General features: G+C 69.2%; 16 protein-coding genes. 8 read left to right on the forward strand and 8 right to left on the reverse strand.

Annotated elements, in window-relative coordinates:
• Window position 1: 1 nt before the first annotated feature.
• The 4 genes from G7043_RS39000 to G7043_RS39015 all read right to left on the reverse strand — a co-directional run bounded on the left by G7043_RS39000 (window position 2) and on the right by G7043_RS39015 (window position 2068).
• The gene (locus G7043_RS39000; RefSeq protein WP_166053723.1) at window positions 2-346 is read right to left on the reverse strand and encodes a hypothetical protein; all 345 of its coding nucleotides are present in this window, start codon (window positions 344-346) and stop codon (window positions 2-4) included.
• A gap of 90 nt (window positions 347-436) precedes the next feature.
• A complete protein-coding gene (locus G7043_RS39005) occupies window positions 437-1222 on the reverse strand; it encodes a pentapeptide repeat-containing protein (protein WP_166053724.1) in 786 nt (261 codons plus the stop codon).
• Between the two features lie 6 nt (window positions 1223-1228).
• Complete coding sequence (locus G7043_RS39010) at window positions 1229-1582, reverse strand: hypothetical protein (protein ID WP_166053725.1); 354 nt, start codon at window positions 1580-1582, stop codon at window positions 1229-1231.
• Between the two features lie 138 nt (window positions 1583-1720).
• Window positions 1721-2068: a hypothetical protein gene (locus G7043_RS39015; protein WP_166053726.1), complete on the reverse strand. Its 348-nt coding sequence runs from the start codon at window positions 2066-2068 to the stop codon at window positions 1721-1723.
• Window positions 2069-2384: 316 nt separating this feature from the next.
• Here G7043_RS39015 and G7043_RS39020 point away from each other — a divergent pair, with 316 nt between their 5' ends.
• The 5 genes from G7043_RS39020 (at window position 2385) to G7043_RS39040 (ending at window position 7258) form a co-directional block, all read left to right on the forward strand.
• Window positions 2385-3485: a hypothetical protein gene (locus G7043_RS39020; RefSeq protein ID WP_207312313.1), complete on the forward strand. Its 1101-nt coding sequence runs from the start codon at window positions 2385-2387 to the stop codon at window positions 3483-3485.
• A gap of 5 nt (window positions 3486-3490) precedes the next feature.
• The gene (locus G7043_RS39025) at window positions 3491-4861 is read left to right on the forward strand and encodes a tyrosine-type recombinase/integrase (protein WP_313888294.1); all 1371 of its coding nucleotides are present in this window, start codon (window positions 3491-3493) and stop codon (window positions 4859-4861) included.
• Window positions 4862-4865: 4 nt separating this feature from the next.
• Complete coding sequence (locus tag G7043_RS39030) at window positions 4866-5600, forward strand: hypothetical protein (RefSeq protein ID WP_166053728.1); 735 nt, start codon at window positions 4866-4868, stop codon at window positions 5598-5600.
• A gap of 77 nt (window positions 5601-5677) precedes the next feature.
• Window positions 5678-6001, forward strand: a complete 324-nt coding sequence (locus G7043_RS39035) for a toll/interleukin-1 receptor domain-containing protein (protein WP_166053729.1) — start codon at window positions 5678-5680, stop codon at window positions 5999-6001.
• A 171-nt stretch (window positions 6002-6172) separates the two neighbouring features.
• Window positions 6173-7258, forward strand: a complete 1086-nt coding sequence (locus G7043_RS39040) for an alpha/beta hydrolase (protein WP_166053730.1) — start codon at window positions 6173-6175, stop codon at window positions 7256-7258.
• On the opposite strand, the gene G7043_RS39045 is transcribed toward G7043_RS39040, so the two are convergent.
• On the reverse strand, window positions 7239-7991 hold the full coding sequence (locus G7043_RS39045) for a M15 family metallopeptidase (RefSeq protein WP_166053731.1): 753 nt from the start codon (window positions 7989-7991) through the stop codon (window positions 7239-7241). The genes G7043_RS39040 and G7043_RS39045 overlap by 20 nt on opposite strands.
• 144 nt (window positions 7992-8135) lie before the next feature.
• Between G7043_RS39045 and G7043_RS39050 the strand changes: the two genes are divergently transcribed.
• The gene (locus G7043_RS39050) at window positions 8136-9035 is read left to right on the forward strand and encodes a helix-turn-helix domain-containing protein (protein WP_166053732.1); all 900 of its coding nucleotides are present in this window, start codon (window positions 8136-8138) and stop codon (window positions 9033-9035) included.
• A gap of 3 nt (window positions 9036-9038) precedes the next feature.
• Here the strand turns inward: G7043_RS39050 and G7043_RS39055 are convergent, their stop codons facing one another.
• A complete protein-coding gene (locus G7043_RS39055) occupies window positions 9039-10301 on the reverse strand; it encodes an ArgE/DapE family deacylase (RefSeq protein WP_166053909.1) in 1263 nt (420 codons plus the stop codon).
• 130 nt (window positions 10302-10431) lie between these two features.
• Between G7043_RS39055 and G7043_RS39060 the strand changes: the two genes are divergently transcribed.
• Entirely contained in the window at window positions 10432-10869 is a 438-nt protein-coding gene (locus G7043_RS39060) for an Lrp/AsnC family transcriptional regulator (RefSeq protein WP_166053733.1), read from the forward strand.
• 310 nt (window positions 10870-11179) lie between these two features.
• Here the strand turns inward: G7043_RS39060 and G7043_RS39065 are convergent, their stop codons facing one another.
• Complete coding sequence (locus G7043_RS39065) at window positions 11180-11752, reverse strand: TetR/AcrR family transcriptional regulator (RefSeq protein ID WP_166053734.1); 573 nt, start codon at window positions 11750-11752, stop codon at window positions 11180-11182.
• Window positions 11753-11819: 67 nt separating this feature from the next.
• Here G7043_RS39065 and G7043_RS39070 point away from each other — a divergent pair, with 67 nt between their 5' ends.
• Window positions 11820-12311 carry an FBP domain-containing protein gene (locus tag G7043_RS39070; protein ID WP_166053735.1) on the forward strand — a complete coding sequence of 164 codons (492 nt, stop codon included), beginning with the start codon at window positions 11820-11822 and terminating at the stop codon, window positions 12309-12311.
• Here the strand turns inward: G7043_RS39070 and G7043_RS39075 are convergent, their stop codons facing one another.
• The gene (locus G7043_RS39075; protein ID WP_166053736.1) at window positions 12312-12488 is read right to left on the reverse strand and encodes a hypothetical protein; all 177 of its coding nucleotides are present in this window, start codon (window positions 12486-12488) and stop codon (window positions 12312-12314) included. It abuts the gene before it with no gap.
• Between the last annotated feature and the right edge of the window lie 103 nt (window positions 12489-12591).

Raw genomic sequence — 12591 nt, forward strand, 5'->3', positions numbered from 1 at the left:
GTCAGCCAGACGGATGGGTCTGCCCGGCGCACTGCCACGTCACGTACGCGCCCGGAGCCCAGCCGCGCACGTTCGTGGTCCAGTCGATGACGTAGATGAAGTCGCCGTGGCGGCCGCCACCGGCCAGGTTGTGACTGCGGTAGCCCAGCCCGAGCACCGTCGCGTTCCCCGCGGGCCTCGTGCGGATCTTGATGCCGTCGCCGGTGAACTTGAATCCCGTGGCGACCTCACCGTTGCGGCACGCGGGCCCCCAGGCCAGCGCCGTGCCGCCGGACGCGACCGTCAACCCCAGTGCGGACGCGACCACCAACGCCATGGCCGCGATTCGCTTGATCGTGGAACGCACCACCCAGCTCCTTCCCCGGCAATGATCAGGTGTGCGTCCCGATCGTAGGCAGACGGCGGCACCCGTGCCCGCCAAACGGAGCAACCGGCCTCAGCGGCGCTTGGCCGGCGCGTTCCAGTGCGAGGGCCGGCTCAACGTGGCCGGCAGCTTCGTCCGGGCGTTCCCACGCGCCGCGTTGACCTGCGGCTGCGTCAGGAACAGACAGGTGCTCAGATCCGCACCCCCGAGCTCGGCGCCCCGCAGATCCGCACCGATCATGTCCGCCCGCGAGAGATCGGAGTTCGTGAGGTCCGCGCCGATCAGGTAGGCACCGCGGAAGTCGGCGTTGGAGAGGTTCTTGTTCCGCAGCCGCGCGCCGATGAGATCCGCGCCCCGGTAGGACTTGGCACTGCTGCGCAGCCGTTCGCTGGTGCGCAGCAGCAGGACGTTCACCTTGGCCCGGATCTCCGCGACGTCGAGCCCCAGGATGTCGTCCGGGCCGGCGACCGTGTGCGCTTCGACCTCGGCGTAGGCGGCGTCGAGGTCGTCGTGCGGGTCGAGCCGGCGAGCCTCGGTGAGGTACCAGAGCAGTTCGTGCAACTGCCGCACGACCGGGAACACGTCGAACATCTTCTGCCGCTCACCGGTGCGCCAGTCGTTGCCCGCGAACACCGTCTGCGACACCCGCTGACCGGCGCCGAAGCAGTCGTAGACCGTGCAGCCCGGATAACCCTTCTGCCGCAACTGGTCGTGGATGCCGCACCGGTGATCGGCGAGCAGGTTGCGGCAGGGAGTGCCCGCGTCCTTGGTGGCCGCGAAGTCCGCCGACTTCGCGAACGGCAGCGCGACGCAGCACAACCCGAAGCAGTTGGCGCAGTCGCCCTTCAACTCGTTCATCACCGATCAGGATACGGGCCGCGCTCTAGTGTGACCGGCGTGCCCCTGAAGCGCGTAGAAGGCACCGCCGATGATTTTCGGAATGAGAATGTATCCGTTGGCGTTCGTATAACCGCAGCCGCTGTACCGGTCACCGAGCAACAATGCCCGGCACGGGTGATACTGGCCGCCGGAGAGGTAGTAGTCGATGTCCGACGGATTGGGGCTGGTGTGCTTGAACACCCCGACGGTGGCCGTCAGCCTGACCCACGAACCCGTGCACTGCCCTGGTGTGGCCTGGGCTGGTCGCGCGCTCGACCGCAGGTTCACCTCGGTCGCGGTGAGCATCGCGAAAAAGGTGCTTGGGCGTGATTTCTGCACGAAAATCTCCTCCCGAGCGATTTTCGTTCCGGATCACACGAAGTTGTCCCGGCGAACATAGCCACTGCCAGACAAAGTCGTCGATATCTTACAAAGCCGGACGGAATGTTCGGCCTGACATTGATCAGAAAGACGGGGCTACCGAACTCGTCCGGCGAGTTCCTCTGGATCGCACCCGGCCAGGTGCTCCTGGGTCCGGTTCAGCGGACTGATCACGACCGCGCCGTGCATCCGCAGCCTCGTGGCGAGCCGGTCGTAGTCGCGTTCCCTGCTCGACACCACCAGCTGCGGGTGGTCCGGGAACCTCGCGCTTATGCGGTCGCCACGACGCAGTCCGTGCAGGCCAAGGGCAGCGGCCGCGAGCAACAGCACGCCGAGCGCCGACCACGTCCAGCTGGTTGCCGGGGCGAGCACACCTCCGGTCGCGACGTCCACCGTGAGCGGCAGCAGGGCCAGCGTCACGATCGCGTCGGCGATCAGGACCACCGGCCGCCAACGGGTCGCACGCCGCCATCATCTCCGATCGCGAGGCTCGTTTCACGCCAAATAGGCGCGACCTTCACTCATGTGACCGATGATCACGACGCCCGATCCCAAGATCCCAAGGGCGACTTTCGTCACGGTGACGGCCCCCTGGTTTTCGCGGCACGGTTCCGCCACCCGCAGGCCTTCGGGATTCGCTAGTGCATACCTTGCCGAGATAATGACACTTATCTCGGCAAGGTCGCTCCCGAGTACCCGGTATCCGGAAACAGAAAGTGGTTCAGAGTTACGGAAACAGAAACTGTGTTAGGCTGTGCGGGTGAGCGCTCCCCCAGAAACCGCAGGTCAGACGGTTCGCAGCCAGCCATGCCGGTTCTGCGGCACACCGGTGATGGCACGGAAGCCGACCGGACGGCCGCCGCTGTACTGCTGGGACGACGGCAAGGACTGCCAGGCCCAGGCGAAGCTGCAGCGAGCCGCGTCCCGCGCGGTCGACCTCACCGGTGGCGAAGCGGTGACACTGCGGCAGACCGCAACAGACCTGGCCGAGCAGCTCGACGACGCGTGGGAGCCGGTCAACGGGCTCCTCGAAGCGATGACCGCAGCCCGCACCGCCCTCGACGCCGTGGAAGAACGCCTGATTGCGCGGGCCGAGGCGGCCGAAGCCGAAGCGCGCTCGGCGATCGAGGAACGTGACCGGGCGCTGGAAAAGGCGCATGCGGCCGAACTCGCCCGCGATGAGGCGCTGCGGCAGGCCGCGGAGTCCCGCGCGGCGGAGACGGCCGCGCTCAAAACCCGCGACGCCGCGGAACAGGCGCGTGCGGAGGCCTACACCGCTCGCGACCGCATGCAGGCGCAGCGCGACACCGCCGAACAGCAAGCCGCCGACGCGGCCGCACGTGAGGCTGCCACTGCGCAGGCTGCCGACACCCGCGTGGCCCTCGCGCACGAACAAGCCGCCAGCGCCCGGGAGAAGGCGGCTCACCTCACCGCGGAGCTCGCCGCGCTGCGACAGCAACTCGACGACGAGCAGCAGCGGGCCGAAGCCGATCGGCAGTCCTTCGCCAGCCGGATCGAGCAGGAACGTGCCGCTCGCCTCGAGGAGGTCGAGCAGATGCGCCGTGACCAGGCCGGCGCGCTCACCGCCCAGAAGAACGCCTACGACGCGTCGTTGGCGGCCTTGGTCGCGGGACACGAAAACCGCGCCCTGCACCACGGCGAACAGCTCCAGGCGCTGCGAGCACAGACCGAACGCGAGGCGGCACACCGGCAGCGGCTTCTCGACGTGCTCGGCGCCGTTCGTGCCGCGCTCGCATCCCCTGCCGAAGCCCCGGCCCCGGACAACAGGATCGAGGCAGCGTTGGCCGCGCTCGCGACTGCCGACCAGGACGGGCCTGACCAGGACGGACCGCTACCGTGAGCCGCGTGCGCGATCAAGTGGAGCTGACCGCCTCGCCTGGCGCGATGGAGCTGCCCTCGGAGTTGTTCAGCGAGCTCGCCGAGCTGGAGCGGCTGCTGCGGGACTGGCTGCTGGGCTACACCTCGCGGGCGACGCGACTGTCCTATGCCGACGCGCTGGGAGTCAGCCGCGCGTGGGTCGAATCGCTCACCCCGCAACCCGCCGCCGTGCCGCGTTCCAGCAAGCCGCCGGTGCGCACCGGCAAGTTCCGGCACCTGGCGTGGTTTCGCTGGTGTGACCACGTCCGCGTGCACCCGCTGGTGGTGACCTCCACCGAGGTCAAGCAGTGGCAGCAGGAACTGGCCGCGGCAGGGGTTCCCAAGTCGACCCGTGCGCACCGACTGGCCGTGGTGGGCAAGTTCTACGGATATCTGTGGGAACACGGTGCTGTGCCAGGGGATCCGACGAACTTCGACCGGTCGGGACTGGGCCTTGGCCGCAGCCACGACACCTCCGCCACGGTGGTGCTGACCGGAGGGCAGGTCGAGCTGCTGCTGCACACCGCGGCACGGGTGCGGCGCGGGGTGAGCCGGCTGATGGCGTTGCGGTCGGTGGCGATCACGGCGCTGTTCACGCTCGGGTTGCGGGTCGGGGAGACGGCCGGACTGGATCGCGGTGACCTGCATCAGAACCGCGGCCGCACCGCGCTGCGGGTGCTGGGCAAGGGCGGGAAGGTGCGCATCGTGTACCTGTCGGCGCTGGCCGACAACGCGATCGCGGAATACCTGGCCGAACGAGACCGCTGGTCACGGGCCTCGGTGCTGTCGCTGCCGCACCAGGTGGCCCCGCACCGCACACCGCTGATCGTCACCCGCGACGGCGGACGCGTGAACCCCCGCGACATGTGGGCCCTGCTGCGCCGCGTCGCGCGGGCGGCCGGGCCGGAATTGGCCGCGGTCGCGGGAGCCCTCGGCCCGCACGTCGTGCGCCACTTCTACGTCACCAGCGCCGCGGAGGGCGGTGCTGACATGACCCACGTCCAGGCCGACGTCGGCCACGCCTCGGTCGACACGACTCAGCGCGTCTACAACCAGGCCGCCCGCGACCCGTCCCGGTCGGCGGTCGACATCGTCGAGGCCACGTTGTTGTGGGCGCGGCAGAAACGCACCCAGGGCACGGCGCTCACCGACGCGGCGGACGCTCTTGCCCGCGCGGCCGAAGCCGGTGACCCGGTGGAGCTGTTGCATCATCTGCAGGAGATCGACCGGCTGTGCTCAGGACCGGTGCCCGCGGCGGTCGTGGCGCAGGTCCGAGCGGTGGCCGCGCAGCCGCAGACGCATCCGCGCATCGCCGAGCACACCCGCGCCCTGCTCGCGCGGCTGAACTCCTCGGCGTGACGACATGGGCATCGACTTCAGCTACGAGTTCTACGTGCACAGGCGGGACGTCCGCCGCTTTCTGACCGCGGTCGCGGATCTCTGCGCACCGCGGTCAGAAAAGTGGACGACTGTCCTCCTGCCCGACGGCACCTCGGTCAGGCTGCCCGGCACTCATGGCTTCGCCAGCGGTACAACGGTGGAGTTGGCCGGCTCCGATCAGCTGGGCGGAACCTTCGACCTGTCCCTCAGCTTTCCGGCGGACGAGCCCCTGCGCGCATACCGGGACGCGATGTCGGACCCGGACGGCAGCAGCCGAATCATGGTGGGCTACGTCTACCTCAGCGCCGGCGAGACCTACGCCGTCCTGCCGGACCACTGGAGGTTCGGCTTCATGCCGGCGGTCAACGCGCAGAGCCAGCTGTTCCTGATGTCACCGTCGATCCGGGAAACCTTCGCGACGCTGGCCTTGTCGACCGGGGCGTCGCTGTGCTTGCTCGACAGCGAACTGGGCGGCCCCGAGATCATCGTGACGGCGCTGGGCCAGCGAGTCTCCACCCAGGTGCCCGGACCATGCCTGCTGTGGAGGCCCCGCGGGCACTCCCGGGAGGCGTTCGAGGAGTTGTCGTCCCGGCTCGCCGGACAGCCGCAGGATCCGCCGACGTGGATCATCGGGCCGGAGCATCCGGAGTTCGCGGCGGAAGTCGACAGCATCGCCGACTACGCGCAGGTGCCGTCGCACCTCTGGGTCGGCCCGTGAGGAAATCCCGATAACGGTCACAACCGCACCGCCGGTCCCTACGGTGGACGGAGTCAAGAGAACCCGACGGGGGTGTCGTGGCCAAGGTCTTCCTGAGCTACGCCAGCCCAGACGAGGCGCGGGCGAACGAGATCTTCGGCTGGCTGCGCGACGCCGGCCACGAGGTGTTCTTCGACCGCGACCCGCACCGGGGCATCGAGTTCGGCGAGGACTGGAAGCTGCGGCTGTACCGGGAGCTGCGGCGCACCGACGCCGTCATCGCACGGGTGCGCATCGGTGACTTCGCGTCGTTCACCCAGAACTCCAGCCCCAGTACAGGTGACTTGGACTGCTGGTCCGGAAACGCCTGCGGTGACTGGGTTTTCGGCGCATCGGAGGGCGGTGGCGCGGGGGCGGACTGACAGGCGGCGAGAAGAGCGACGGCAGCGAGTGCCCAAGTCTTCGACACACCGACGATCGTAGCCAGCCCTGGGGGGTTGAGCTTGTCCCCCCACAAACCCGACCTGCCTGTCCTGGCGCGGAAGCGGTTGTCTGGGAATCGTTTCCCACCAATAGAAGATGAGGTCAACTCCATGGAACGCCGCACAGCGCTCGGACTCATCGCCGCCACCGCCGCCTCCTTCACGGCTCTGCCCTCCATCAGCGCGGGCGCCACCGGACAGGGCAACGGCGGTTACACCTTCGCGCTGGACAAGAACGTCAAGCGGACCCCGGTGCGGTTCCGGAACCGCTACGGCATCGAGCTCGCCGCGGACCTCTACGTTCCGAAGAACGCCAAGGGCAAGCTGCCCGCCCTGGCGGTCAGCGGCCCGTTCGGCGCGGTCAAGGAACAGTCGTCGGGCCTCTACGCCAACGAGTACGCCCGCCGCGGCTACGTCGCCCTCGCCTTCGACCCCTCCTTCACCGGGGAGAGCGGCGGCAAGGTGCGTGACGTGGGCTCGCCCGACATCAACACCGAGGACTGGAGCGCCGCCGTCGACTTCCTCGGCCTGCAGAAACTCGTCGACCGCGACCGGATCGGCGCGCAGGGCATCTGCGGCCTGAGCGGGATGGCGCTCACCGCGGCGGCGGCAGACGACCGCATCAAGGCGGTCGCCACGGCCTCGATGTACGACATGTCGCGCAGCATGTCCCGTGGTCACCAGGACTTCTACACGCGTGAGCAGCGCCAGAAGGTCGTGGCCCACCTCAGCCGGCAGCGCTGGATCGACGCCGAGAACGGCACCTACGCGCGGCTCTCCCACGAGATCCCGTTCGACAAGAACGGCGACGTCGCCCCCTCGAACCGCGTCCTGCCCAAGACCCTGCCGGCGGACGCCGATCCGATCACGAGGATCTTCTTCGACTACTACCGCACCGAGCGCGGCTTCCACCCGCGCTCGATCAACTCCACCACCGCGTGGACCGGGACCACGCCGATGTCGTTCTTCGGGTTCCAGCTGATGACGAACCTCGACCTGTTGGCGCCCCGCAAGGCCCTCCTGGTGGCCGGCGCCAACGCGCACTCCCTCTACTACTCCCAGGACGTCCAGGTGAAGGCCCCCGAAGCCGTCGGCCTGCTGGTCGTGCCGGGCGCGGACCACGTCGACCTGTACGACCGCAAGGACCGCATCCCCTTCGACAAGCTCGACGAGTTCTTCACCAAGAACCTCGCCTGACCGGGAAGTCGAAGTAGGTGTCCGGGTAGGGCTCGCCGTTGAAGGTGAAGTGCCACCACTCCTCGGGCAGGTTGCGGAACCCGTTGTCCGTCATCGCCTTCTTCAACAACTGCCGGTTCTCCCGAGCTGTGCCGGTGACGCGCGGGTCGTCGGTGTGCGAGAGCGTGTCGAAGCAGTCGTAGCCGGTGGCCATGTCCACGGTGTTGTCCGGGAACCGTTGGGGCGCATAGCAGTTCACCAACGGCTCCCCCGGCACGTACGGCCGCTGGTAACGCGCGGGCAGCCGCACGATCGTGAGGTCGAGGGTCGACCCGCGGCTGTGCCCGGACTTCCCCGCGATGTAGCCGTCCTCGAACAGCCGCGTCTTGTCGACCCGCGGGTAGAACTCGGTCTTCATCCGCTGGTCGGCGAGATCACGCGCCCACCGCACGAAGTGGTCGACCGCGCGCTGCGGGCGGTAGCAGTCGTAGACCTTGAGCGTGTAGCCCTGCTTGAGCATCTCCCGCTGCACCTTGCGCAACGCGAGCGCCGCCGGCCTGGTGAGGATGCACAGCGGCTGGTGGTAGCCGTCGATGCGGGTGCCGACGAAGTTGTGGGCGGTGTAGTAGCGGACGTCGTGCAGGATCGTCGGGTCGACGTCCTCGAGCACCACGAACTTGGTGCCGGCCTGGGCCGGCACCGCGAACGACAACGTGAGCAGCACGGAGAGCAGCAGGGCGCGCATGGTGCTCATCCAAGCAGCGGACCAGTATCGGGTTGAAGAGCCGAGACCGGTCAGCGGAACAGATGTCGGGCGAGGCCGCCATCGACAAAGGTCGAGGTTATGGGGGTACAAACTCGACCTGCCTGCGGCTGAGGCCTTCATTACCGTGAAGCTATGGCCCCTCGCTCGGACAATCGCGCCGACATCCGCGACTTCCTCGCCCGTCGGCGCGCCCAGCTCACCCCGGAGCAGGTCGGACTGCCCGCCGGTGGTCGGCGCCGGGTGCCCGGGCTGCGCCGCGAGGAGGTCGCGGTCCTCGCCGGGGTGAGCACCGAGTGGTACACCCGGCTGGAGAAAGGCCACATCAGCGGCGTGTCCGACGAGGTGCTCGACGCGGTGGCCCGCACTCTGCAGCTCGACGACGACGAGCGCACCTACCTGTTCGATCTCGCCAAGGCCGCGCAGCCCAGCCCCGTGGCGCGGCGTCGGCGCAAGGCCGTCGACCTGCCGCCCCGCGTCCAGTGGCTGCTCGACTCCATGACCCTGTCCGCGGCCTACGTCACCAACGGCCGCCTGGACATCGTGGCCGCCAACGCGCTCGCCCGCGCCCTGTTCTCGCCCCTGTACCGCAGTCACACCGCGAACCAGCGCGGGCGGCCCAACTTCGCCCGGTTCTGGTTCCTCGACAAGGGCTCCCGCGACTTCGTCGGCGACTGGGACAGTGCCGCCACCATCACCACCGCACTCCTGCGCGCCGAGGCCGGCCGGTATCCCGACGACAAGGCGCTGCGCGAGCTCATCGGAGAGCTGTCGACGGTCAGCGCCGAGTTCCGCACCCAGTGGGCCACGCACACCGTGCGCATCCACCACGGCGGCGTCAAACACCTCAACCACCCCGACGCCGGCCCGCTGGAACTCACCTATCAGCCGTTGGACCTGCCCATCTCCAGCAGCGAGGCCCACTCCCTGATCATCTACACCGCCGAGCCGGGCACCCCCGACGAGGACCAGCTCAAGCTCCTCGCCAGCTGGGCGGCCACCCCCGCCGGGGACACCCGGAGCCAGTCCCGGTGAGGCCTATCGGGCCGCTCCGACCGTCCGCAGGGTGGCGAGCACCAACGCCCTGGTGACGGTGACGATCTCGCTCACCCGGACCTGCTCCTGCGGGCTGTGGGCGAGCCGGACGTCGCCGGGCCCGTACTGCAATGTCGGGATCCCCGCCCCGGCGTACAGCCGCAGGTCGCTGCCGTAGGGAGCGCCCCGCTCGGCAGGCCGCGGCCCGCCGGTGACGTCGGCGTGCGCCGTACCGACGACGTCCGCGAGCGGATGTCCCGCCGGCAGCCGGCCGCTCGCGAACTGGCCGCCCGGCCACGTCACGGTGGCGGGGTGCGAGCGCAGCCACGGGTCCGCCTCGCAGGCCTCGGCCACGCAGTTCTCCAGCTCGGCGCGGGCCAGGGCGGGATCCTCGCCGAGCTGGACGCCCAGTCGTCCCTCCGCCACCAGCAGGTCGGGGACGGTGCTGGCCCAGTCGCCGGCCTGCACGGTGCCGACGGACAACGGGTACGCGACGGGGTAGTCGGCCATGAGCGGGTCGGCACCGGCGTTGCGGCGGGCTTCGAGCCGGGCGAGCGCCTGGTGGATCGGCAGGTAGGAGTCGATGGCGCTGACGCCCACGTACCTGGTGCTGCCGTGGGTGGCCCGGCCCGGCACCTCGATCCGGAAGGTGAGCGCACCGGCGTTCGCGATCATCAACGCTCCGCTGGTCGGCTCGGTGATGATGCAGGCGTCACCGGTGTGCCCGCGCTCCAGCGTGCCGAACGCGCCGAGCCCGCCGTCCTCCTCGCTGACGACGAAGTGCGCCGACACCTGCCCGTCCAACGTCGCGCCCGACACGCGGATCGCACCCAGCGCGGCGAGGATCGCCACCACACCGGCCTTCATGTCGCACGCGCCGCGGCCGTGCACCACGTCCCCGGCGATCCGCGGGCGGAACGGATCGCCGTCCCACTGCGCCAGGTCGCCGGGCGGGACGACGTCGACGTGCCCCTGCAACACCAGCGTCGGCCCGTCCCCCTGGCTGCGCGTGCCGACCAGGCCCCAGGCCTCGGTGCGCGGCGCCTCGCCGCCGGGGAAGTCGGAGTGTGCGCGCAGACCGTCCAGGTCCATCGACCACAGGTCGACGTCCAGGTCGAGGCGCTCCAGTTTCGCGGCCAGGACGTGCTGCACCTCGGACTCCGCGGCGCTGCCCGTCACGCTCGGCACTTCGAGCAGCTCCACCAGCAGCCGCCCGATCTCCGCCTCGTCCACCGCGGCCAGTGCGGCCGCTTCCACGTCGTTCATCGTCACGAGCAGGACAGTAGGTTCGGACGAGCGCTGCAAACAATCTTCATTTGCGGCGTCTTGTACTGGGTTTTTTGCAATGTGAGCCGCCTGCTGGCGTTTATTTGCGTGACGCCGGATCCTCACGGGTGTGGACACCATCGACGAAGCGATCATCCAGTGCGTGCTGCGCAACGCCCGCGCCACCTACGCCGAGATCGGCAAGGCCGCCGGGCTGTCGGCGTCCGCGGCCAAGAGACGACTGGACCGGCTGGTGGCCACCGGCGCGATCCGCGGGTTCACCGCGATCGTCGATCCGCAGGCGCTGGCCTGGCACACCGAGGCGTTCGTCGAGGTCTACTGCAGCGGCAACCCCACCCCGGCCGAGCTGCGCCGGGCGCTGGACGGCATCCCCGAGGTCGTCGAGGCCTGCACCGTCTCCGGCGCGGCCGACGCGATGATCTACCTGCTCGCCCGGGACATCCCGCATCTGGAACAGGCCATCCAACGGGTGCGCGCCACCGCGCCGATCGAGCGGACCGAGAGCGCGATCGTGCTCTCCCGGTTGCTCAGCCGGCCGCGCTTGTGAGCGTCACACGTCTCGCAGGTACTCGGCGATCGCGGTCGAACACCAGTAGTGCTTTGTCAGGTCGGGTACGGCTGCGGTGAGAGAACACCGGTGGTCACGCTCTCACAATGCCGCGCCTGCGAGTTGGTTGTAGTTACGAGCCAATGCAATCGATTGCAGATCACCCCAACTACCACCAACTGTCGTCGGAGGTGATGGCCGCGTGCAGGTGTGCGGCAGTGGCGACCTTGTCGGCGAAGTAGCCGTTCAGGTAGTCGCCGTTGCAGGCGTGCCGGAGTAGTCACCGAGCCACGCTCGTACAGGGACACGCTCATCGGCCCACCGGCCACGCCCGCAGCAGCGAGTCGAGGGCGTCGAGCGCGCGCAGCCACGACGCCTCCACCCCGCGCGGGTGACTGTGGAACGCCCCGACGCGTTCCAACGAGACGTAGCCGTGAAACGTGCTGTGCAGCAACCTCACGGCGTCGGTCTGGTCGGGTTCCCACAGGTCGTAGCCGCGCAGGATCGCACGGGTCATCTCGGCGTGCTTCGAGGCGGCAGACGTCGCCGCCGTGTCCGGGTCCAGCGCCATCTGTGTCGCCGTGTAGCGGCCGGGGTGTTCACGGGCGTACGTGCGGTAGGCGTTGGCGAACGCCACCAGGGCGTCCTTGCCCGATCGGCCGGCGACGGCTGAGGACACCTGGTCCGCGAGCTCGGCCAGGGCCAGCACGGCCAGGCGGACCCGCAGGTCGTGGGCGTTGCGGATGTGCGAGTACAGCGAGGCGTCCTTCACGCCGAAGTGCCGGGCCAACGCCGAGACCGTCACGTTCTCGAAGCCGACCTCGTCCGCCAGCTCCGCCGCCGCCTGCGTGAGGCGGTCGGCGGTGAGGCCCGCGCGTGCCATCCGTCACCCTTCCTAGGGCCCTTAATGATTTGCCTAGGACCTCTAGGCAAGCCTAGCGTTCCCGGACATGAAGCCGCTGACCGAACACGACATCCGTGCGTCCTTCGTCAATTCCACCAAGGGCGAGGCGAAGCGCATGCACGTACCCAGGGATCTCGGCGAACGGCCGTGGGACGACCTCGACTTCCTCGGCTGGACCGACCCCGCCGCGCCGGACCGGTCATATCTGGTGATCGACCTCGGCGACCGGCTCGTCGGCGTCGCGCTGCGGCGTGCCGCGCAGGCCGGGCGGGCGCGCAAGACGATGTGCGCGTGGTGCCTGACCACGCATTCCGGGGACGGGGTGTCGCTGATGACCGCGCGCAAGGCGGGCAAGTCGGGGCAGCTGGGCAACTCGGTGGGTGCCTACGTGTGTGCGGACCTGCAGTGTTCGCTGTACCTGCGCGGAAAGAAGAACGCGGGACCCGGCTCGCGTTTCCACGAGTCGATCACACGGGACGAACAGGCCGCGAGGCTCGTCACCGGGGTGGTGGCGTTCCTCGATCGGGTGGAATCCTGATCAGAGTTCGAGCACCAGCTCGGCCGTGCACGCGCGGGCGCAGGGCCACGGGTCGCCGCACTCGCTGCATCCGCTGGTGGCGGGCAGGTGCGTGTCGAGCACCTGGACCGCCCTGGTCCGGTAGCGCTCCAGGTCGGACTCCCAGTTGTGGCGGGAGGACGCGGTCGGACTCGTCATGGTCATCAGTCCTCGAGTTGAGCTGTTGCCCATCAGAATGCACCCGAAGAGCCGAGTTTGGGCGGCAATTTCGGCGATTCGAGACGATCGGCGGGTCGCGACG

Origin of the sequence: Lentzea alba (genome assembly GCF_011067745.1) — a bacterium.
Lineage (GTDB): Bacteria > Actinomycetota > Actinomycetes > Mycobacteriales > Pseudonocardiaceae > Lentzea > Lentzea alba.